16 protein-coding genes, 1 tRNA gene and 1 pseudogene are annotated in these 21,916 nt (G+C 72.2%); 6 read left to right on the top strand and 12 right to left on the bottom strand.

Going from position 1 to position 21,916, the window contains the following annotated elements:
* Together ACIRG6_RS14820 and ACIRG6_RS14825 are read left to right on the top strand one after the other, a co-directional pair.
* Positions 1–919 (top strand): OmpL47-type beta-barrel domain-containing protein (locus ACIRG6_RS14820; protein ID WP_403322831.1); only part of this gene is annotated, 919 nt, incomplete at its 5' end.
* A gap of 248 nt (positions 920–1,167) precedes the next feature.
* On the top strand, positions 1,168–2,358 hold the full coding sequence (locus ACIRG6_RS14825; RefSeq protein ID WP_403322833.1) for an ROK family protein: 1,191 nt from the start codon (positions 1,168–1,170) through the stop codon (positions 2,356–2,358).
* Between the two features lie 153 nt (positions 2,359–2,511).
* Here the strand turns inward: ACIRG6_RS14825 and ACIRG6_RS14830 are convergent.
* From ACIRG6_RS14830 to sucC, 4 genes and pseudogenes are all read right to left on the bottom strand, one after another.
* Positions 2,512–2,596: transfer RNA gene (locus tag ACIRG6_RS14830), tRNA-Leu, on the bottom strand.
* Positions 2,597–2,733: 137 nt separating this feature from the next.
* A pseudogene (locus tag ACIRG6_RS14835) lies at positions 2,734–4,301 on the bottom strand (aldehyde dehydrogenase family protein).
* Positions 4,298–5,200, bottom strand: a complete 903-nt coding sequence (gene sucD / locus ACIRG6_RS14840) for a succinate--CoA ligase subunit alpha (protein WP_403322834.1) — start codon at positions 5,198–5,200, stop codon at positions 4,298–4,300. Before sucD ends, ACIRG6_RS14835 begins: the two are co-directional and overlap by 4 nt.
* A 13-nt stretch (positions 5,201–5,213) precedes the next feature.
* Entirely contained in the window at positions 5,214–6,344 is a 1,131-nt protein-coding gene (gene sucC, locus ACIRG6_RS14845) for an ADP-forming succinate--CoA ligase subunit beta (protein ID WP_403322836.1), read from the bottom strand.
* Between the two features lie 143 nt (positions 6,345–6,487).
* Here sucC and ACIRG6_RS14850 point away from each other — a divergent pair, with 143 nt between their 5' ends.
* The 4 genes from ACIRG6_RS14850 to ACIRG6_RS14865 all read left to right on the top strand — a co-directional run bounded on the left by ACIRG6_RS14850 (position 6,488) and on the right by ACIRG6_RS14865 (position 13,065).
* Positions 6,488–8,170, top strand: a complete 1,683-nt coding sequence (locus ACIRG6_RS14850) for a thiamine pyrophosphate-binding protein (protein WP_364677072.1) — start codon at positions 6,488–6,490, stop codon at positions 8,168–8,170.
* Between the two features lie 11 nt (positions 8,171–8,181).
* Positions 8,182–9,414 (top strand): formyl-CoA transferase, encoded by a 1,233-nt coding sequence (gene frc / locus ACIRG6_RS14855; protein WP_364677070.1) that lies wholly within the window; start codon positions 8,182–8,184, stop codon positions 9,412–9,414.
* 4 nt (positions 9,415–9,418) lie between these two features.
* Positions 9,419–11,563: an acetate--CoA ligase family protein gene (locus ACIRG6_RS14860; RefSeq protein ID WP_403322838.1), complete on the top strand. Its 2,145-nt coding sequence runs from the start codon at positions 9,419–9,421 to the stop codon at positions 11,561–11,563.
* Between the two features lie 122 nt (positions 11,564–11,685).
* On the top strand, positions 11,686–13,065 hold the full coding sequence (locus ACIRG6_RS14865; protein ID WP_364677067.1) for an OFA family MFS transporter: 1,380 nt from the start codon (positions 11,686–11,688) through the stop codon (positions 13,063–13,065).
* 83 nt (positions 13,066–13,148) lie between these two features.
* Here ACIRG6_RS14865 and ACIRG6_RS14870 read toward each other — a convergent pair whose 3' ends face one another.
* The 8 genes from ACIRG6_RS14870 to ACIRG6_RS14905 all read right to left on the bottom strand — a co-directional run bounded on the left by ACIRG6_RS14870 (position 13,149) and on the right by ACIRG6_RS14905 (position 21,866).
* Entirely contained in the window at positions 13,149–14,345 is a 1,197-nt protein-coding gene (locus ACIRG6_RS14870) for a sugar phosphate isomerase/epimerase family protein (RefSeq protein WP_403322841.1), read from the bottom strand.
* 123 nt (positions 14,346–14,468) lie between these two features.
* The gene (locus tag ACIRG6_RS14875) at positions 14,469–15,866 is read right to left on the bottom strand and encodes a nucleotide pyrophosphatase/phosphodiesterase family protein (protein ID WP_403322844.1); all 1,398 of its coding nucleotides are present in this window, start codon (positions 15,864–15,866) and stop codon (positions 14,469–14,471) included.
* Positions 15,863–17,053, bottom strand: a complete 1,191-nt coding sequence (eboE, locus tag ACIRG6_RS14880) for a metabolite traffic protein EboE (RefSeq protein WP_350715030.1) — start codon at positions 17,051–17,053, stop codon at positions 15,863–15,865. The genes ACIRG6_RS14875 and eboE overlap by 4 nt, the downstream gene beginning before the upstream one ends.
* A gap of 3 nt (positions 17,054–17,056) precedes the next feature.
* Positions 17,057–17,905, bottom strand: coding sequence for a TatD family hydrolase (locus ACIRG6_RS14885; RefSeq protein WP_350715028.1), 849 nt, complete (start codon positions 17,903–17,905; stop codon positions 17,057–17,059).
* Positions 17,905–18,633, bottom strand: coding sequence for an EboA domain-containing protein (locus ACIRG6_RS14890; protein WP_364822851.1), 729 nt, complete (start codon positions 18,631–18,633; stop codon positions 17,905–17,907). Before ACIRG6_RS14890 ends, ACIRG6_RS14885 begins: the two co-directional genes overlap by 1 nt.
* Before the next feature lie 13 nt (positions 18,634–18,646).
* On the bottom strand, positions 18,647–19,624 hold the full coding sequence (locus ACIRG6_RS14895; protein ID WP_364822854.1) for a sugar phosphate isomerase/epimerase family protein: 978 nt from the start codon (positions 19,622–19,624) through the stop codon (positions 18,647–18,649).
* Complete coding sequence (locus ACIRG6_RS14900; protein ID WP_364822856.1) at positions 19,621–20,694, bottom strand: SCO3242 family prenyltransferase; 1,074 nt, start codon at positions 20,692–20,694, stop codon at positions 19,621–19,623. The genes ACIRG6_RS14895 and ACIRG6_RS14900 overlap by 4 nt, the downstream gene beginning before the upstream one ends.
* Positions 20,691–21,866 (bottom strand): inositol-3-phosphate synthase, encoded by a 1,176-nt coding sequence (locus ACIRG6_RS14905; RefSeq protein WP_364677056.1) that lies wholly within the window; start codon positions 21,864–21,866, stop codon positions 20,691–20,693. The genes ACIRG6_RS14900 and ACIRG6_RS14905 overlap by 4 nt, the downstream gene beginning before the upstream one ends.
* Positions 21,867–21,916: the final 50 nt, after the last annotated feature.

The raw sequence follows: 21,916 nt of genomic DNA on the forward strand, positions 1-21,916 counted from the left end.
AGCCACCGACAAGGCCGGCAACACCTCGACGGCCAAAACCGTCCAGTTCACCATCACAGCCCCCGAACCACCCAAGGACACCACCGCCCCCGACACATCAGCAACCGTGACCGGCACAAAGGACAACAACGGAAACTACGTCTCCAACGCAACCATCACCCTGACCGCCTCCGACACCGAATCCGGCGTCGCCACCATCGAATACTCCCTCGCCGGCGCCGCATACACCGCATACACCACACCCATCGCCGTCAACACCGTCGGCCAGCACACCCTCACCTACCGAGCCACCGACAAAGCCGGCAACACCTCGGCCGCGCAGTCGGTGAATTTCACCGTCGTGGCGGCTCCGCCACAGGACAGGACGCCGCCGCAGGTGTCGGCCTCCGTCTCCGGCACGAAGAACGACGCCGGTGACTATGTCGGCAGGGCGACGGTGACGGTGACGGCTTCGGACGCGGAGTCGGGTGTGGCGAGGATCGAGTACTCCCTCGACGGTGGCCCCTACCTGCAGTACTCCGCCCCGGTGGCGATCGACAGGGCCGGGAGCCACACCTTGCTCTACCGGGCCAGCGACAAGGTCGGCAACACGTCCACGCCGCAGTCGCTGTCCCTCACCGTCGTCGACAGCGAGCCGCCGACCGACTGTCCCGAGGCGGACGGCCGCTCAACCGTGTTCACCGGCTCGATCAACACCGGTGTGCCGAACCGTGTCACGGCCAACGGCTGCACGATCAACGAGCTGATCGAGGATCACCGGGCCTGGAAGAACCACGGCACCTTCGTCTCCCACGTCGGGGAGGTCGTCATGACGCTGCGCAAGCAGGGTGTCATCGACCAGCGGGAGGCCGCAGCGATCAAGAAGGCAGCCGGCCAGTCCGACGTCGGTACGCCGGACCACGGTCCCACCCGTCACTGAGTCACTGAGTCACCGGACAGCACACCAGGCCCGATGGGGGTGGAGAGTCGGACGGCTCCGCTCCCATCGGGCCTGGCCGCCTCCGCGGCGGCCGAGGCGGCAACACGGCCGGCTGCCACGCACCGGCTCCGTCCATCAACTGGAGCACGTTCTGTGAAGCGGTACAGGAGCCTTTGCTACCGTCCAGGTGGAAGGTCGCACCCCCAAACACCGGGCATGCGAACGACTCTGATCTCCACGGGGGCGACGTGAGGAGTACGACGACTCGACCGGCCAACCTTCATCAGGCCCGACTGCTCCGGCTCCTGCGCGACCTCGGTCCGCAGTCCCGGGTGGCCCTCGGGGACCAGGTCGAACTGTCGCGTTCCAAGCTCGCCTTCGAGATCGACCAGCTCCTGGGTTCCGGTCTCGTCGTCCCGGACGGCCTCGCCGCCTCCCGTGGCGGCCGGCGCTCGCACACCGTCCGGATCGCCCCGGCCTTGCGGTTTCTCGGCGTGGACATCGGCGCGACCTCAGTGGACGTCGCGGTCACCAACGCCGAGTTGGAGATCCTCTGCCATCTGGCCGAACCGCTGGACGTGCGCGACGGGCCGGTCGCGGTCTTCGAGCGGGTGCTGGCTCTGGTCGGCAAGCTGCGTGAGACGGCGTCGGTGGAACACTTCGACGGCGCCGGGATCGGCGTGCCGGGCCCCGTCCGGTACCCCGAGGGTGTCCCCGTCGCACCGCCGATCATGCCCGGGTGGAACGGCTTCCCCGTCCGCGAGGCCATGAGCCAGGAGCTCGGCTGCCCCGTGCTCGTCGACAACGACGTGAACCTGATGGCCCTGGGCGAGCAGCAGGCCGGCGTCGCCCGGTCCATGCGCGACTTCTTGTGCGTGAAGCTCGGGACCGGCATCGGCTGCGGCATCGTCGTCGGTGGCGAGGTCCACCGCGGAGTCACCGGCAGTGCCGGTGACATCGGCCACATCCAGGTGGAACCGGACGGGCTGCGGTGCGCCTGCGGCAACACCGGCTGCCTGGAGGCGTACTTCGGCGGCAACGCCCTCGTACGCGACGCGACCGCGTCCGCCCAGTCCGGCCGTTCGACGGAGCTGGCCGGACGGCTCGCATCGGCAGGGAGGCTGACCCCCGAGGACGTGTCGGCCGCCGCGGGCGCCGGGGACACCGTGGCCCTGGATCTGATCCACTGGGGAGGGAGACGTACCGGTCAGGTCATCGCAGGCCTGGTCAGCTTCTTCAACCCCGGCCTGGTGGTCGTCGGAGGAGGCCTCACCGGACTGGGGCACAACCTTCTGGCCAGCATCCGCACCCGGGTCTACCGTCAGTCGCTGCCGCTGGCGACCGGCCATCTGCCGATCGTGCTCGGCGAACTCGGGCAGGTCGCCGGCGTCGTCGGCGCCGCCCGGTTGATCAGCGACCACGTCTTCTCACCGGCCTGACACTTCGCTGCGCCCCCGGAGCCCGTGGTGGGGCCGGCCTCGCGGCAGGGAGCCTCGCCCCGGCCACCCCGACCGACCACGCCGAGTCACGGAAACGACACAAGGACCGCGACCGTACGGTCGGGGTCCTTGCATGCGCATCGTTGAGCACAGTGTCCGAGGGGGGACTTGAACCCCCACGCCCGATAAAGGGCACTAGCACCTCAAGCTAGCGCGTCTGCCATTCCGCCACCCGGACTAGGTGTCTGCCGCCGTGACCGGGGGTGTTCCCCGCGGCGACATGGACAACCATACCAAGGTTTCGCAGCGCCTTTCACCTGCGTTTCCGTCCCCTGAGCGGTGGCGGACCGGGGCACACCGTGCGTGTCCGGACGGCTACACGACCGGCGCCATGAGCTGGTGGTCCGGGAAGTTCCCCGGCAGCCTCTCCCCCGCCGGCCCTGTGTCACCGCGCGCACCAGCAGCTCGCCGCCGACGAAGGCGCCGCGCCAGGAGGCGCCGTGTCCGCCGAACAGCTCGTCGCGGTCGCCGCGCGAGCGCGGTACACCGTGGCCGACCTTGAAGGCGCGGATCTGCGGTGCGAGCCTGTCGTAGGTCGCCCGGTCGTCCGTGGACAGCGTGGCGACCAGGGCGCCGTTGGAGGCGTTCATCGCGGCGAGCAGCTCGGCCTCGGTGTCGACCAGGACGATGGTGTCGACCGGGCCGAACGGTTCCGCGTGGTGCAGCGGTGAGGACGGGGGCGGGTTGAGGAGCGTGACCGGCTGGACGTACGCCGAGGTGTCCTGGCCGGGCAGGAACCGCGCGTCGGCGGCGTCACCTCGGTGCAGCGGTACGGCACCGCGGTCGACGGCCTCGGCGACCTGGTCCCGCAGTTCCTTCGCCTTGGCCGCGTTGATCAGCGGCCCGAAGTCCAGTGCCGGGTACGGGTCGTCCGGGTGCGCGACGGCGAGCGGGTGACCGACGCGCAGGGAGCGGACCGCCGGGAGGTAGGCCGCGAGGAAAGCGTCGAACAGCTCGCGCTGGACGACGAAGCGCGGGTAGGCCGTGCAGCGCTGCTTGCCGTAGTCGAAGAGCCCCGGGATCACCGCCGTGAGCGCGTCCCAGTCCGTGAAGTTCCAGACGCCCCAGGTGTTGAGTCCCTCCTGTTCGAGGATGTGCCGTTTGCCGAGGTCGGCGACGGCGGTGGCGACGGCGGCGCCGGTGTCGCGGCCGCCGACGAAGGAGACGCAGCCGATCTCCGGCGCCCGCACCAGGGCGTGGGACAGCTCGCCTCCGCTGCCGCTGACGAGGGTGACCGGGACTCCCTCGCGGGCCGCGAGCGCGCAGGCCAGGGTGAGACAGGCGACACCGCCGTCGGTCGGGGTCTTCGCGATGACCGCGTTGCCCGCCAGTGCCTGGACCAGCAGGGCGTGGACGAGCACGCTCATCGGGTAGTTCCAGCTCGCGATGTTGGACACCGGGCCGTCCAGCGGGGCCCGGCCCGCGGTCATCTCGTCGATGCGGTCGACGTACCAGCGCACGCCGTCGACGGCGCGGTCGACGTCGGCCTGTGCGAGCCGCCAGGGCTTGCCGATCTCCCGGACGAGGAGCAGGGCGAGGAGTTCGCGGTGCCGGGCGAGGGCGTCGAGGGTGGCGGCGACGCGGGCCCGGCGTTCGGACAGGGGGACGTGGCGCCAGGCCCGGTGCTGGTCGAGCGAGGCGCGTACGGCCTGGTGGGCGGTCCGGCGGTCCAGCCGTGGCGGCCCCGCGATCGGAGTGCCGTCGACGGGGCTGGTGGCGGGCAGGACGCGGCCGTCCGCCTGCCAGCTCGCACCCCAGAGGTTGAGCACGCGGTCGTCCCGGAATGCCTCGGGGGCCGCGGTGAGACAGCGCTGCCAGGCGTCGGCCCAGGAGGTGCCGGACTTGACGGTGAGCGCGGGTGCGGCGGCTGCGGTGGGTGTCATGCGAGGGCTCCGTCCCGCGCCTCGCCGCCGAGTACGGCGACGACGTGCCGTGCCGTCTCTGTGGGGGTGCTTCCGACCCGTACGCCGGCCGCTTCCAGCGCCTCCTTCTTGGCCCGGGCGGTGCCGGAGGAGCCGGACACGATGGCGCCCGCGTGTCCCATGGTCCGGCCCTCGGGTGCGGTGAAGCCGGCGATGTAGCCGACCACCGGCTTGGTGACGTGCTCGCGGATGAAGGCCGCCGCGCGTTCCTCCGCGTCGCCGCCGATCTCGCCGATGAGGACGATCAGTTCGGTGTCGGGGTCGTCCTGGAAGGCGGCGAGGCAGTCGATGTGGCTCGTGCCGGCGACCGGGTCGCCGCCGATGCCGACGCAGGTCGAGAAGCCGATGTCGCGCAGCTCGTACATGAGCTGGTAGGTGAGGGTGCCCGACTTGGAGACCAGGCCGATCGGGCCGGGCTTGGTGATGTCCGCCGGGATGATGCCGGCGTTGGACTGGCCCGGGGTGATCAGGCCCGGGCAGTTGGGGCCGATGACGCGGGTGCCCCTGGCGCGGGCGTACGCGGTGAAGGCGACGGAGTCGTGGACGGGGATGCCCTCGGTGATGACGACGGCGAGGCCGATGCCGGCGTCGGCGGCCTCGGTGACCGCGGCCCTCGCGAAGGCGGGCGGGACGAAGACGACGGTGACGTCCGCGCCGGTGGCCTCGACGCCCTCACCCACCGAGCCGAAGACGGGTACGGCACGCTCGTCGAAGTCCACGGTGCGGCCGGCCTTGCGCGGGTTGACGCCGCCGACCACGTTCGTCCCGGCCGCCAGCATGCGGCGGGTGTGCTTCATGCCCTCGCCGCCGGTCATGCCCTGGACGAGGACCTTGCTGTCCTTGGTGAGGTGAATGGCCATGTCGTCCTTCTCCTTATGCCGTGGTGGCGAGCCGGGCGGCACGGCGGGCGGCGTCGTCCATGGTGGTGGCCTGTTCGACCAGCGGGTGGGCGCGGGCGTCGAGGACGGCCCGGCCCCGGGCGGCGTTGTTGCCGTCGAGGCGCACGACGAGCGGTTTGGTCGGCCGGACCTCGTCCAGGGCCCTGACGATGCCGTCGGCGACCGCGTCGCAGGCGGTGATGCCGCCGAAGACGTTGACGAGGACGGATCTCACGTCCGGGTCGGACAGGACGACCGAGAGTCCGTCGGCCATGATCTGCGCGGACGCGCCGCCGCCGATGTCGAGGAAGTTGGCCGGGCGGGCGCCGCAGCCGGCGACCACGTCGAGCGTCGACATGACCAGGCCGGCGCCGTTGCCGATGACGCCGACCTCGCCGTCCAGCTTGACGTAGTTCAGGCCCTTGGCCGCGGCCCGCGCCTCCAGCGGGTCGTCGGACGCCGCCTCCTCCTCGCCCCAGCGGGCGCGGCGGAAGCAGGCGTTGTCGTCGAGGGTGACCTTGCCGTCGAGGGCCACGATCCTGCCCTGGGCCGTCCTGACCAGCGGGTTGACCTCGACGAGCAGGGCGTCCTCGCGGACCAGTACCTGCCAGAGGCGGACCAGGACGTCGACGGCCTGCGGGGGCAGTCCGGCGGCGGCGGCGATCTGTGCCGCCCTGGCCGTGGTGACGCCCTCGGCGGGGTCGACGGGGATGCGTGCCACCGCCTCGGGCCGCTCTGCCGCGACCTCCTCGATCTCCATGCCGCCCTCCGCGGAGGCGATGGCGAGAAACCGGCCGGCCGCGCGGTCGAGGACGTAGGAGACGTAGAACTCCTGGTCGATGTCGACGGGTTCGGCGAGCATGACGGTGCCGACCGTGTGGCCCTTGATGTCCATGCCGAGGATCCGGCGTGCCGCCGCTTCGGCCGCGGCCGGGTCGGCGGCGAGTTTCACTCCGCCGGCCTTGCCCCGGCCGCCGGTCTTCACCTGTGCCTTGACGACGACGCGTCCGCCGAGCCGGCGGGCGATCTCGCGGGCCTTCGCGGGCGAGTCGGTGACCTCCGCCCGCGGCACCACGATGCCGTGTTCCTCGAAGAGTTCCCTTGCCTGGTGTTCGTACAGGTCCATCTCGGCTCCTGACTGAAAGTGCCGCACGCCCCCTGGACACCACCCACCGGATGCGGGATAACAAGCTTCATACAGTATTCGTCGACTGTATGCAATGTACCGCGAGAGCGCCCCAACCCCTCGTGAAGGGACAGGACTTCGCCATGCCCGACGACACCCAGGACGTCATTTCAGGCGGTCACCTCGTGGCCAAGGCCCTCAAGGCCGAGGGGGTCGACCGCATCTACACGCTGTGCGGCGGCCACATCATCGACATCTACGACGGCTGCGTCGACGAGGGCATCGAGGTCGTCGACGTGCGCCACGAGCAGGTCGCCGCGCACGCCGCCGACGGATACGCCCGCATCACCGGCAAGCCCGGCTGCGCGGTGGTCACCGCCGGCCCGGGGACGACCGACGCCGTCACCGGGGTCGCCAACGCCTTCCGCGCCGAGTCACCGATGCTGCTGATCGGCGGTCAGGGCGCGCACACCCAGCACAAGATGGGGTCCCTCCAGGACCTGCCGCACGTCGACATGATGACGCCGATCACCAAGTTCGCGGCGACCGTGCCGGACACGGCGCGTGCGGCGGACATGGTGTCGATGGCGTTCCGCGAGTGCTACCACGGGGCGCCCGGCCCCTCCTTCCTGGAGATCCCGCGCGACGTGCTGGACGCCAAGGTGCCGGCGGAGAAGGCGCGGGTGCCGCGGGCCGGGGCCTACCGCGCCTCGACCCGCTCGGCCGGGGACCCCGAGGCCGTGGAGAAACTCGCCGACCTGCTGGTGCACGCCGAGAAGCCCGCCATCCTGCTCGGCAGCCAGGTGTGGACGACCCGCGGGACCGAGGCCGCCGTCGAGCTGGTCCGCACGCTCAACGTGCCGGCGTACATGAACGGCGCGGGCCGCGGCACGCTGCCGCCGGGCGACCCGCACCACTTCCAGCTCTCGCGCCGCTACGCCTTCTCCCACGCCGACGTGATCGTGATCGTCGGCACGCCCTTCGACTTCCGCATGGGCTACGGCAAGCGGCTCTCCCCGGACGCGACCGTCGTGCAGATCGACCTCGACTACCGCACCGTCGGCAAGAACCGCGACATCGACCTCGGCATCGTCGGCGACGCGGGACTGGTGCTGAAGTCGGTGACCGAGGCGGCGTCGGGGCGCATCAACGGCGGAGCGTCCCAGCGCAAGGAGTGGCTGGACGAGCTGCGCGCGGCCGAACAGACGGCGCTCGACAAGCGGCTGCCGCAGCTCCGGTCCGACGCCTCCCCCATCCACCCCTACCGGCTGGTCAGCGAGATCAACGACTTCCTCACCGAGGACTCCCTCTACATCGGCGACGGCGGCGACATCGTCACCTTCTCCGGGCAGGTCGTGCAGCCCAAGTCGCCGGGCCACTGGATGGACCCGGGCCCGCTGGGCACGCTCGGCGTCGGCGTCCCGTTCGTGCTGGCCGCCAAACAGGCCCGGCCCGACAAGGAGGTCGTCGCCCTCTTCGGTGACGGCGCCTTCTCCCTCACCGGCTGGGACTTCGAGACCCTCGTCCGCTACGACCTGCCCTTCGTCGGCATCGTCGGCAACAACTCCTCCATGAACCAGATCCGCTACGGGCAGGCCGCCAAGTACGGCAAGGAGCGTGAGCGGGTCGGCAACACCCTCGGCGACGTCCCGTACGACCAGTTCGCGCGGATGCTGGGCGGTCACGGCGAGGAGGTCCGCGACCCCGCCGACATCGGCCCCGCGCTGCGCCGGGCCCGCGAGTCCGGCAAGCCGTCCCTGATCAACGTCTGGGTCGACCCGGACGCCTACGCCCCCGGAACCATGAACCAGACGATGTACAAGTGAGGTGAAGGCCCATGACAGCCAAGGCACTCGAGGGCATCCGCGTCCTGGACATGACGCATGTGCAGTCCGGGCCCTCGGCGACCCAGCTCCTCGCCTGGCTCGGCGCGGACGTCGTCAAGCTCGAAGCGCCGACCGGTGACATCACGCGGGGACAGCTGCGCGATCTGCCGGACGTCGACTCGCTCTACTTCACGATGCTCAACTGCAACAAGCGGAGCATCACCCTCAACACCAAGACCGAGCGCGGCAAGGAGATCCTCACCGAGCTGATCCGGCGCTCGGACGTCATGGTCGAGAACTTCGGACCGGGCGCGGTCGACCGGATGGGCTTCACCTGGGACCGCATCAGGGAGATCAATCCACGGATCGTCTACGCCTCCGTCAAGGGGTTCGGCGAGGGCCCGTACACCGACTTCAAGGCGTACGAGGTCGTTGCGCAGGCCATGGGCGGATCGATGTCCACCACCGGATTCGAGGACGGGCCGCCGCTGGCGACGGGGGCCCAGATCGGGGACTCGGGCACGGGCGTCCACGTCGTGGCGGGCATCCTCGCCGCCCTCTACCAGCGGGAGCACACCGGACGCGGTCAGCGGGTGAACGTGGCCATGCAGCACGCGGTGCTCAACCTCTGCCGGGTGAAGCTGCGCGACCAGCAGCGCCTGGCCCACGGTCCTCTCGCCGAATATCCCAACGAGGACTTCGGCGACGAGGTTCCCCGCTCCGGGAACGCGTCCGGAGGCGGTCAGCCCGGCTGGGCGGTGAAGTGCGCGCCGGGCGGCCCCAACGACTACGTGTACGTCATCGTGCAGCCGGTCGGCTGGCGGCCGCTCAGCGAGCTCATCGGCCGGCCCGAGCTGGCCGACGACCCCGAGTGGGCGACGCCCCAGGCCCGGCTGCCGAGGCTGAGCAAGATGTTCCAGCTGATCGAGGAGTGGTCGTCCACCCTTCCCAAGTGGGAGGTGCTGGAGCGGCTGAACGCCCACAACATCCCGTGCGGGCCGATCCTGTCCACCAAGGAGATCATCGAGGACAGTTCGCTGGCCGCCAACGAGATGATCGTCAAGGTCCCCCACCCCGAGCGGGGGGAGTTCGTGACCGTCGGCAGTCCGCTCAAGCTCTCCGACTCGCCGGTGCGGGTCACCAGTTCACCGCTGCTCGGCGAGCACAACGAAGAGGTCTACGTCGGCGAGCTGGGCCTCGGCGACGAGGAGCTGCGCCTGCTCAAGTCGAACGGGGTGATCTGACGTGATGGCCGAGGACCGGGTGCAGCGGGTGCGCCGGCTGCTGGACGCCGTGCGGGCCGAGGAGCGCACCGCCCTGACCGCCCCCGAGGGCAAGGTGCTCGCCGACGCCTACGGGATCGCCGTACCGGGCGAGGAGCTGGCGCGGGACGTGGACGAGGCGGTGGCGTGCGCGGCGCGCTTCGGCGGTCCGGTCGTGATGAAGATCGTGTCGCCGGACATCCTGCACAAGACCGACGCCGGCGGTGTGGTCGTCGGGGTGGAGGGTGCGGCGGACGTGCGGACCGCGTTCTGCCGGATCATCGGCAACGCGCGCGCCTACGACGCGTCGGCGCGGATCGAGGGCGTGCAGATCCAGGAGCTGCTGCCGAGCGGGCAGGAGGTCATCGTCGGCGCGGTGACCGACCCGACGTTCGGGAAGGTGGTGGCGTTCGGGCTCGGCGGGGTGCTGGTCGAGGTGCTGAAGGACGTCACGTTCCGGCTGGCGCCCGTGGACGCCGACGAGGCCCTCTCCATGCTGGACTCGATCCGGGCCGCGGAGGTGCTGCGCGGGGTGCGCGGGCAGGCCGGCGTGGACCGGTGGGCGGTGGCGGAGCAGATCCGCCGGGTCTCCGAACTGGTGGCGGACTTCCCGGACATCGCCGAGGTCGACCTCAACCCGGTGATCGCCACGCCCGAGGGCGCGGTCGCCGCCGACATCCGGGTGATCCTCGCGACCGAGTCGCCCAAGGAGCGCCGCCGGTACACGCGCGAGGAGATCCTCACCTCGATGCGCCGGCTGATGCAGCCCTCGTCGGTCGCCGTGATCGGCGCCTCCAACGAGGCCGGCAAGATCGGCAACTCGGTGATGCGCAACCTCGTCGACGGCGGTTTCGCGGGCGAGATCCACCCGGTGAACCCCAAGGCCGATGACATCTTGGGCCGCAAGGCGTACAAGAGTGTCACCGACGTTCCCGGTGAGGTGGATGTGGCGGTCTTCGCGATCCCCGCGAGGTTCGTGGCGGCGGCTCTGGAGGAGGTGGGGCGCAAGGGGATCCCCAACGCCGTGCTGATCCCCTCCGGGTTCGCCGAGACCGGTGAGCACGAGCTCCAGGACGAGATCGTGGCGGTCGCCGAGCGGCACGGCGTCCGGCTGCTGGGCCCGAACATCTACGGCTACTACTCGACCTGGCAGGACCTGTGCGCCACGTTCTGCACCCCGTACGACGTCAAGGGCGGCGTGGCGCTGACCTCGCAGTCGGGCGGCATCGGGATGGCGATCCTGGGCTTCGCGCGGACCACGAAGACGGGCGTGTCGGCGATCGTGGGCCTCGGCAACAAGTCGGACCTGGACGAGGACGACCTGCTGACCTGGTTCGGCGAGGACCCGCACACCGACTGCATCGCGATGCACCTGGAGGACCTCAAGGACGGCCGCGCGTTCGTCGAGGCCGCGCGGGCGACCGTGCCGAAGAAGCCGGTCGTGGTGCTCAAGGCGGGGCGCACGGCGGCGGGCGCGAAGGCCGCCGGGTCGCACACCGGGGCACTCGCCGGGGACGACGCCGTGTACGACGACGTCCTCAGGCAGGCCGGCGTCATCCGGGCGCCGGGGCTGAACGAGATGCTGGAGTACGCCCGCGCGTTGCCGGTGCTGCCCGCTCCCCGGGGGGACAACGTCGTGATCATCACCGGGGCCGGCGGCAGCGGCGTGCTGCTGTCCGACGCGGTGACGGACAACGGCCTGTCCCTGATGGAGATCCCGCCCGACCTGGACACGGCGTTCCGCGCGTTCATCCCGCCGTTCGGGGCCGCGGGCAATCCGGTCGACATCACCGGCGGCGAGCCGCCGTCGACGTACGAGGCGACGATCCGGCTCGGTCTGGAGGATCCGCGCATCCACGCGCTGGTCCTCGGCTACTGGCACACGATCGTCACTCCCCCCATGGTGTTCGCCGAGCTCACCGCGCGCGTGGTGGCCGAGTTCCGCGAGCGCGGGATCGAGAAGCCCGTGGTGGCCTCCCTCGCCGGCGACGTGGAGGTGGAAAAGGCCTGCCAGTACCTCTTCGAACGCGGGGTCGTGGCGTACCCGTACACGACCGAGAAGCCGGTGGCCGTCCTGGGCGCGAAGTACCGCTGGGCGCGCACCGCGGGGTTGCTGGGGGGCGGTTCATGAGCTGAGGGAGCACGGGACCGGCCGACGGTGCGCGTCGGCCGGCCCCAGGACCCGCGCGCGCACGAAAGGCATGGGACAGGGGGCGCTGGCCAGATCTTTCGAACGCAAGGGGTGCACACGACATGACAACCACCGATGTCACACGGGTCGCCGTCTACCGGGAGGTGACCGACAGGAACGGACGCGTCTATCGCGTGGGCGAGTCCGACATCGACATCATGGGGCGCAAGCGCAAGTGGATGGTGATCCTGCCCTGGATCGGCATGATGGGCATCTCTTCCGCCGAGTACGCGTTCGCGTCCGCCGAGGACACGCTCCACGAGGCCCACCACTGGTCCAGCGGCAGCATCTACTGGATGATGACCGCCTGGATATTCTGCCAGGCCGCGGTCGCCTTTCCGGCGGGGCGGCTGCGGGAGAACGGCAGACTGCCGGCGCGCTGGGCGATGATGCTGGGTTCGGCCGGCACCCTGCTCGGCTATCTGTCACTGGCGTTCGCGCCGCATGTCTCGCTCGCCTTCATCGGGTTCGGCGTGTTCAGCGGCATGGGTGCGGGCATGGTGTACGCGACCTGCGTCAACATGGTCGGCAAGTGGTACCCGGAGCGCAGGGGCGGGAAGACCGGCTTCGTCAACGGCGGTTTCGCCTACGGCTCGGTGCCGTTCGTCTTCATCTTCCACGGCTACATGGACGGCTCCAACTTCCGCTGGGTGCTGGTCTCGGCGGGTGTCTTCCTCGCCGCGACGGTGGCTCTCGCCGGCTTCTACTTCCGGGACCCGCCGAAGAACTGGTGGCCGGACTCGATCGACCCGCTGAACCCGCCGGACGACCCGCGGGCCCGGCGTTCGCTGGAGAAGAACCCCCCGGCCACCAAGCAGTTCTCCCCCCTGGAGGCCTGGCGGACCGGCCGGGTGGCGCTGATGTGGTTCTGTCTCGCCTGCACCTCCGGAGTGAACATCTTCGGCATCGCCTTCCAGGTCGACATCGGCGAGGAGGCGGGCTTCGCGGCCGGGATCGTGGCCACCGCGATGTCGCTGAAGGCGATCGTCAACGGCACCGGGCGCGGTGTCATCGGCTGGCTCTCCGACCTCTACGGCCGCAAGCAGTGCCTGCTCTACGTGTGCGCCATCCTGGGCTTCGCCCAGTTCGGCATCATCTTCTCGGCCGAGATCAAGAACCTGCCGCTGTTCCTGCTCTTCTCCGCCGTCTCCGGTTTCGGCGGCGGTGCCATCTTCCCGATGTTCGCGGCGCTGACGGCGGACTACTTCGGCGAGAACAACAACGCCACCAACTACGGGATGGTCTACAGCTCCAAGCTCGTCTCCGGTCTGGGCGCGGGCATGGGCTCCGTGGTCGTCGGCGCCTGGGGCTACAACGGCGCCTTCAGCCTGGCGGGCTGCATCTCGATCTTCGCCGGGTTCGTGGCGCTGTTCCTGCAACCGCCGGGTCGCTCGAAGGACAAGCGCATCACGCCCAACCCCCGGCCACTGGGTGAGGGATGACCTGGCGAAGCTTGCTTCGCACGGACCGGGCGGGGGGGGCCCCCCCCCCCCCCCGGGGGGGGCCCCCGCCCGGTCCGTGTCCGTCAGCGGCGCTTGCGCAGGGCCGCGAGGTTGTCGTAGCCGGTCTTGGCGTGCCGCAGGGACTGGCCCGGGTCGGTGGAGCTCGGGGCGTTGTCCTGCTCGACCATCGGGTTGTGGTAGTTCCGGTGGCCGACCCGGGTGAAGAAGGTCCGGTAGTCGATGACGCCCGTTCCGAAGGGCACCATGTCGTAGCCCTGGCCGTTGGTGGTGTTGACGGTGCCGTCCTTGGCGTGGAACAGCGGGTAGCGCTTGTCGTTGCGTTCCACCAGGCCGGCCGGGTCGAAGACGTTCTCCCGGGTCGAGCCGTCGTGCGCCGTGTAGGTGTGGAACTTGTACTGGGCGACGTGCGCCCAGAAGATGTCCATCTCCAGCCAGACGGACTTGGGGTCGGTGATCTTCAGGAAGTACTCCAGCTTCCGGATGCCGGAGCTGCGGGTCGGCCGGCCCTGGGCGTCCAGCGGGCCGCTGTCGAGCAGGAAGCCGTAGGCCGCGTCGTGGTTGTGGGTGTAGAGCTTGATGCCTTCGCGGCGGGCGATGGCGCCGAGGGCGTTCCACTTGTCGGCGGCCACGTCCCAGTCGGCGCGGTAGGAGCTGCCCGTGGGGTCTCCGCCGGTGCCCATGTGGTCCATGCCGAGGATGTTGGCGATCTCCAGGTGCTTCTTGAAGGTGTCCAGGTCCGCCGTGGTCAGCGGCCAGGAGGACGGGATGAAGCCGTGGTTGCCCTGCGCCCGCAGGCCGTACTCGTCGAGCCAGGAGCGCAGCAGCTTTGCGCCCGCGACGGACTCCAGGCTGGCGCCGCCGGGCGCGTTCGCGTGCTGGCCGTAGCCCGCGAACTCCACCTGGCGGTAGCCGAAGCGGGAGAGCTGCTTGAACACCTCGCGGAAACCGGAGGGCAGGTCGGTGGAGAGGGGGTCGCGGCCGGTGGCGTCGCGCACGGTGTAGAGGATGATGCCGCGCCTGTCCGCGGGGACCAGGACGTCCCCGCCGCGGTCGTGGCCGTGGCCGTGGTCTTCGTTCCGGCCGCCGGCCAGGGCCGGGCCGGCGCCGAAGACGGGGGCCGCGACGGCGCCGGCCGCGACGGCGGTGCAGGTGGTGAGGAAGCGGCGGCGGCCGACGCCGAGGGTGCGGCGCAGGGCCTCGCCGGGGCCGTCGGCGGCGGGGGTGGTGTCGGTGCGGGACGGGTCGGGGAACAGGTTCACGGGTGCCTGCCTTCTGGATCGTGGCCTGCGCCCATGCGACGGGGCGGGCCGTTGTCAGTGCCGTGTGTTTCACTCTGGGTAGCTGGATTCCGGGGGCTGTACGCCGTGGTGCGTGGCCGTACGTCACCCGAGTCCGGCGAGCCGGAGCAGGAGTTGCTTGACGTCGGTGGCCGCGACGCGGTCGCCGACTGCGCGGGGGGTGGAGCAGATGAGGAGCGGACCTTCGTCGTCGCTCGCTGGGAGGCGGCCGTGGCTGCCGCGAATAGGTGAGGCGTCCAGGGGCACGACCGCCATGCGGTAGCGCATGCCGAGTTTCTTGCGGGCCACGGCGGTGGCCGCCTTGACCTTGACGTAGGGGTCGAGCGGGTCCATGAACAGCTCGACCGGGTCGTAGCCGGGTTTGCGGTGGATCTCGACGAGCTGAGCGAAGTCGGGCGCGCGGTCGTCGTCGAGCCAGTAGTAGTACGTGAACCAGGCGTCCGGCTCCGCTACGGCGACGAGTTCGCCGGCGCGGGGATGGTCGAGGTGGTGGGCCTTCTTGCCCTCGTCGTCCAGGAGTTGCTCGATGCCGGGCAGGCGGTCGAGGGCGGCGCGGGTGGCGTCGAGGTCCTCGGGACGGCGGACGTACACGTGGGCGATCTGGTGGTCGGCGACCGCGAAGGCGCGGGAGGCCATCGGGTCGAGGTACTCCATGCCGTCCTGTGTGTGGACCTCCAGCAGTCCGGCGCGGCGCAGGGCGCGGTTGATGTCCACGGGCCGGTTCACGCGGGTGATGCCGTACTCGGACAGCGCGACGACGGTGCGGCCCTCGGCGCGGGCGTCGTCGAGGAGCGGGGCGAGCGCCGCGTCCAGGTCGGTGGCGGCCTTCAGGGAGCGCGGGTCGTCGGGGCCGAAGCGCTGCAGGTCGTAGTCGAGGTGAGGGAGGTAGCAGAGCGTGAGGTCGGGGTGGCGGGTGGCCATGATGTGCCGGGTGGCGTCGATGATCCACTGGCTGGAGACCAGGTCGGCGCCGGGGCCCCAGAAGTGGAAGAGGGGGAAGGTGCCGAGTTTCTCGGTGAGTTCGTCGTGCAGGGCCGGGGGCCGGGTGTAGCAGTCGGGTTCCTTGCGGCCGTCGGCGTAGTAGACGGGACGGGGGGTGACGGTGATGTCGGTGTCGGCGCCCATGGCGTACCACCAGCAGATGTTGGCGACGGTGTAGCCGGGGTGGGCGCGGCGGGCGGCGTCCCAGAGTTTGTCGCCGGCGACCAGGCCGTTGTGCTGGCGCCACAGCAGGACGTCGCCGAGTTCGCGGAAGTACCAGCCGTTGCCGACGATGCCGTGCTCGGAGGGGTGGGTGCCGGTGAGGAAGGTGGACTGGGCGGCGCAGGTGACGGCCGGCAGGACGGTGCCGAGCGGTGCGCGGGAGCCGGACTGGCCGAGCGCCTTGAGGTGGGGCATGTGGTCGAGGAGACGGGGGGTGAGGCCGACGACGTCCAGGACGAGGAGCGGGGTCGGTCCGTCGGAGGGGATCGGTGGGGTCATGGCAGTTCCTTCAGGCCGAGGTCCGTCAACAGGTCGCGGGCGAGGGTCAGCTCGGCGGCGATGCCGTCGGTGAGCTGGGCGCGGGCGCGGGGCCGCAGCTCGGGCGGGAGGGCCTGCCAGGTGTAGGTCTCGACCTCCAGGTGCCGGGTGAGCGGGTGCGGGCCGCCGACGAGCCGGGTCAGCGCGGCCTTGAGCACGGGGAGGGTGGAGGTGAGGGGCGCGGCGGGTGCCGCGTGCAGCGGGACGTGGAAGTGGGCGCGCCACGGCGCGGTGTCGGGCAGCGGGCCGTCGGCGGCGAGGGCCTCGTCGAGGTCGTCGGTGCCGTGCAGCGGCGCGGTCCCGGACCCGTCGGCGGTGCCGGCGCTGCGGGTCTGGTGCAGGAAGCGGGGTTCGGCGAAGGCCGCGAGTGCTTCGCGGACGTCGGGGAGACGGGGGTGTTCGGCGTGCAGGGCGGCGGAGAGCTGGGACTTGACGACGGGGACGCGGGCCTCGGTCAGGGCGTCCAGGGCGGTGTGCGGGTCTTCGAAGGAGGTGGCGAGGTGGCACGTGTCGACGCAGATGCCGATGCGGTCGTGGGCGATCGCGGTCAGCGGGGCGATGGCGTCGTGGGTGGTCTCCACCACGCAGCCGGGTTCGGGTTCGAGGCCGATGCGGATGGAGCGGCCGGTGAGCTCCTCGAGGGCGTCGAGACGTTCGGCGAGGGTGACCAGGGCGCCCCGGGCCTTGTCGGCGCGGGTCTCGTCGTAGGCGGTGCGCCAGGCCAGCGGCAGGGTGGAGATGGTGCCGTCGGTGACGTCGTCGGGCAGCAGGCCGGCGAGGACGCGGGCGAGGGAGGTGGTGTGGTCGAGGCGCTCGGGGTCGGCCCAGTCGGGCTTGTAGACGCGGTACTTGACCTCTTCGGCGCCGAAGCCCTCGTAGGGGAAGCCGTTGAGGGTGACGACCTCCAGGCCGCGCCGGTCGAGTTCGGTGCGCAGCCCGCGCAGCGCCGAGGGGTCGGTGACCAGGGCATGGGCCGCGTCGCGGGCGAGCCACAGGCCGATGCCGAGGCGGTCGCGGCCCAGGCGTTTACGGACGGGTTCGCAGTGGTCGCGGAGCTGGGCGAGGACACCGTCGAGGGTCTCGGCGGGGTGGACGTTGGTGCAGTAGGCGAGGTGGACGGTGGAGCCGTCGGGGTGCCGGAAGCGCATCGCTCACTCCCCGCCGCGCAGGATGGAGTTGCCCTCGTGCGTGGCGTCGGGCGCGGTCACGTCGAGGCTCAGGCGCCCGCTGAGCCCGTAGAAGGCCACGGGGTTGCGCCACAGCACCCGGTCCACGTCGTCCTCGGTGAACCCCTCGGCGAGCATCAGGTCGCCGACCTTGCGGGTTTTGAGCGGGTCGCTCCTGCCCCAGTCGGCGGCGGAGTTCACCAGGACCCGTTCCGGGCCGTACTCGCGCAGGAGGGCGACCATGCGGATCTCGTCCATCTTGGTGTCCGGATAGACGGAGAAGCCGAGCCAGGCGCCGCTGTCCTTGGCGTCCTTGACGGTGGTCTCGTTGAGGTGGTCGACCAGGACCCGGTCCGTGGGCAGGGCGGACTCGCGGACCACGTCGAGGGTGCGGCGCAGGCCGGCGAGCTTGTCGCGGTGCGGGGTGTGCACGAGGGCGGGCAGGCCGTGGTCGGCGGCGAGCTGGAGCTGGGCGGCCAGGGCCGTGTCCTCGGCGGGCGTCATCGAGTCGTAGCCGATCTCGCCGACGGCGACGACGCGGTCCTTGACGAGATAGCGGGGCAGTTCGTCCAGGACGGGGAGGCAGCGCGGGTCGTTGGCCTCCTTGGGGTTGAGGGCGATCGTGCAGTGGTGGGCGATGCCGTACTGGGCGGCCCGGAAGGGCTCCCAGCCCAGGAGGGCGTCGAAGTAGTCGCGGAAGGAGTCGGGAGAGGTGCGGGGCTGGCCGAGCCAGAAGGAGGGCTCGACGACGGCGCGGACGCCCGCGGCGTACATGGCCTCGTAGTCGTCGGTGGTGCGGGAGGTCATGTGGATGTGGGGGTCGAAGATGCGCATCAGGACTCCTTGCCGTGGGGGTCGACCGTGCCGTGCGAGGAGCGCGGGGCCTCGGTCAGGGCCAGGACGCGGTGCAGGTCGTCGGGGACGGGACGGCCCGCGGCGGTGCGTTCGGCGGCGTAGTCGGCGAGCATGCGGGCGAGTTCGGCGTCCGCGCCGGCCCGCCGGTCCAGGTCCGCCACCTGGTCGACGGGGACGCCGGTGAACAGGCACTTCAGCACGGCGTGCCGCCACTGGTGGGCGTCCAGGTGCCGGGCGGCGTACGGGCCGAGGGCGGCGGCGACCAGCCGGGTGTCGTTGGTGCGCAGGGCGTCCTCGACGAGCGGGAGGGCGTCGGGGCCGGGCACGAGGTGGGGCAGCGCCAGCAGGACGGCGCGGCGCTCGTCGGCGGTGCCCTGCGCGTACACCCGGGACAGGACGGCCGCGTCGGCGTGGGCCGCGTGCAGGATGAGGACGCGGGCGGCGTCGGCGTGGGCGGGGCCGCAGCGGCGGCCGGCCTCGGCGAGGCGCAGCTCCCAGACGGAGATGGGGCCGTGGGCGCCGGGGTGGGCGGTGGCCTCGTCCAGGGCCTGGTCGAGCCAGGCGCGGGCGGCTCCGTCGAGCCGGGAGGCGAGCGTGGCCCGCAGGTCGGCCGGCGCGGTGTGGGCGGGGGTGGTGCCCTGGGCGGCCTGCTCGACGGGGGTGCCATCCGTGTCCTGGGTGCGGTGGGTGGCGTGGCTTCTGGTCATGAGGTGGCTCCCTTCAGAGGGTGGCGGACGGCTCGCCCCGGTGGTTCGTGGAGGTGGACGCCGCTGCCGCCGCCCGGCGGAGGAACGGGAGGGAGTGTTCGGCGAAGTGGGGGCCGGCGTGCGAGTGGCGGGGCAGTTCGACGACGGTGAGGCCCTGGTAGCCGGTGGCGGCGAGGGCCTCCAGGACGGGCGGGAAGTCGATCTCGCCGTCTCCGAAGGGGAGGTGTTCGTGGACACCGCGGCGCATGTCCTCGATCTGTACGTGCCGCAGCCAGGGAGCGGCTTCGCGCACGCACTCGGCGGGCGGGAGGGGTTCGAGGCACTGGCAGTGGCCGAGGTCCAGGGTGAGGCCGAGGTTCCCGGGGTCGCCGAGGGTGCGGCGCAGGACGTGGAAGTCGGCGAGGGTGGCCAGCAGGTGGCCCGGTTCGGGTTCGACGGCCAGGGGCACGCCGGCCGTGTCGGCGGCGTCCAGGACCGGGACGAGGGACTCGGCCAGCCGCTTCCAGGCCGTGTCCTCGTCGGTGCCGGGCGGGGTGATGCCGCTGAAGCAGTGCACGGCGTGCGCCCCGAGGTCGGCGGCGACCCGGACGGCCCGCACGAGGAGGTCGGTGCGGCGTGCGCGGTCCTCCGGGTCCGGGTCGAGGAGGGACGGGCCGTGCTTGCGGCGCGGGTCGAGCACGTAGCGGGCGCCCGTCTCGACCGTGACGTCCAGCCCGAGTGCGTCCAGACGGTGCGCGACCCGGCGGGTGCGGGCGACGAGGCCGGGGGCGAGCGGGTCGAGGTGCATGTGGTCGAGGGTCAGGCCGACGCCGTCGTAGCCGAGGTCGGCGAGGAGGGCGAGGGCGTCGTCGAGGCGGAGGTCGGTGAGGCCGTTGGTGCCGTAGCCGAAGCGGAGGGGGGACGCGGAGGCGCCGTCCGGCTCCGGCCGCGGGCCGGCGGGCGCGGTCACGTCCGCGTTCGCGTGCGGCTCCTGCTGCGGGTTCCGGTTCATGTGATGCTCACCTTCCTCATGCCGGCCCTCCTCGCGAAGAGCCGGCCGGCCGGGGCCAGGGCCGCGACCAGGAGGGACGTGGTGACCGCGCCGGAGCGGGCGGCGAGGGCCGCCTGGAGCGGGATCGTGGCCCGGATGCCGCCGCCGACGGCGCGCTGGGTGAGCGGGGGTGAGGGGTTGAGCGTGGCGTGGAAGTAGGGGCGGGCGGCCGCGGCCGCGTAGGCGGCGCCCAGGGCGGTGGTGAGGACACCGTCGGCCCGGGGCGGGCGCCCGGCCGGGCCGGGGCCCGGCAGGCCGGGGGCGGCTGCTGCCCGCCGGCCTGCCGGGAGTCGGGTGCGGCGGTGGGTGACCAGCCGGGTCAGCGCCCCCGTCGTGGCGAGGGCGGCCAGCGGCGCCAGGACCGAACCGCCGGTGGTCTCCCGGCGGGAGACGGCCGTGACGGCGAGGGTGTGCGTGCCGAGCAGCGCGGCGGAGGGAAGCGCGGCGCGCGTGCCGCCGCCGGTGGCCGCGGCGCCCAGGAGCAGGTCCAGTCCGCGGGCGGCGGCCATGGCCGCGGGACCGGCGGGCGTGTGCTTCAGGGCGAGGTCGTAGGCCCAGACGGTCGCCGCCAGGGGCGCGGCCACCGCGAGGGCGGGCCGTCCCGCACCGGCGGCGAGCGCCAGCCCGGCGCCGGTGAGGGCACCGGCGGCGGCGAGGGCGGCGGCCGGGCGGACGCGGCCGGACGGGATCGGGCGGTGCGGGCGCTCCACGGCGTCCTCGGCACGGTCCGCCCAGTCGTTCAGGGCCATGCCGGCCTCGTACAGGCACAGGGAGGACCCGATGGCGAGCAGGGTGCGGGGGCCGGGGCGCGCGCCGGCCGCGGCGGCGCCGGCCAGGGCGTCGCCGGGGACGGTGAACAGTGCGGGCAGACGCAGCAGTTCGGCCCAGGCGCCCGCGCGGCCGGAGCGGGAGGGGCCGGGCGTCGTGCCACCGGAGGCGGCCGGGGTGGCCGTCTCGGCGGTGGGGCCCCCGGCCGCCGTCGGTCCGGCGGGCGCGGACGCGCCCCGCGCCGTGGCGACCGTGCGGCTCATCGCTGTGCTCCTCGGTCGTCGGCGTCGTCCCGCAGCCGCCCGGCGAAGCGCCGCAGCTCCACGTACTGCTCGGCCAGTGACGACGGGCCGTCCCCGACCGGGTCCTTGAAGTAGAAGCCCAGTTCGCCCAGCGGTCCGGTCAGGCCCTTCTCCTGGGCGCGGGCGACCAGCCGGGCCAGGTCGAGGACGAGCGGGGCGGCGAGCGCCGAGTCGCAGCCCTGCCAGATGGTCTGCAGGATCATGCGGGAGCCGAGGAAGCCGTCGAAGGCGATGTGGTCCCAGGCCGTCTTCCAGTCGCCGAGCGCGGGGACGTCGTCGATGTGGACCTCGCCCTCGGGTGCCGCACCGAGGGTGTCGGCGAGGACGCGTTCCTTGCCCGCGTTCTTGGCGGCGGCGGCAGCGGGGTCGGCGAGGGCGGCGCCGTCGCCGCCGCCCAGCAGGTTGGTGCCGGACCAGGCGCGCACGGCGAGGGCGCGCTGCGCGAACATCGGGCCGAGCACGGAGCGCAGCAGGGTCTGCCCGGTCTTGCCGTCGCGGCCCGCGTAGGGCACGCCGGAGGACGCGGCGAGCGGTGCCAGCGCCGGGTGGTGCAGGCCCGTGGAGGGGGTGAAGTTGACGTAGGGGCAGCCGGCGCGCAGGGCTGCCGCCGCGTAGAGGGAGCTGGGCGGCAGGGCGCCGCCGGTGGGCGCGGGCTCCGTGGAGGCGACGTTGACCACGACGGCGCCGGCGAGGCCCTGGCGGTGCACGAAGTCGCGGATGTCGGCCGCGAACACGTCGATCCACTCGTCCTGGGTGCGGTCCGGGCCGCCGTCCGTGTCGCCGGGCAGGGGGCCGCCGGGCCTGATCTCCCCTTCGGCGGCGGCGAGTTCGGCGTGCACGGCGGACGGCAGGCCGTGCGGCAGGACACCGCCGGCGGCGAGGTGTTCGGCGCGTTTGGGCAGCGGGCAGTCGACGGTGTCGTGGCCCCCGAAGACGAGGGACGACAGCGGCGGCAGACCGCACGAGGTGAAGTCGGGGGTCTCGGTGACCATCCCGGTCGGCGGGTGGAGTCCGGCGGCGACGGCGGCGCAGCCCGCGATCGCGGTCGTGGCGACGGATCCGCGCGCCCCGATGAGCCAGACGCCGAAGCGCGGGGCCGGGGAGGGGGTGGGCAGGGACGGTTCGGCGGACATGGGCAGCCTCCTTGTCGTACGCGAACCGGGTGGGAGTGCCGGAGGGGACG

The organism is Streptomyces flaveolus, assembly GCF_044765825.1.
In the GTDB taxonomy this organism is placed as follows: domain Bacteria; phylum Actinomycetota; class Actinomycetes; order Streptomycetales; family Streptomycetaceae; genus Streptomyces; species Streptomyces flaveolus.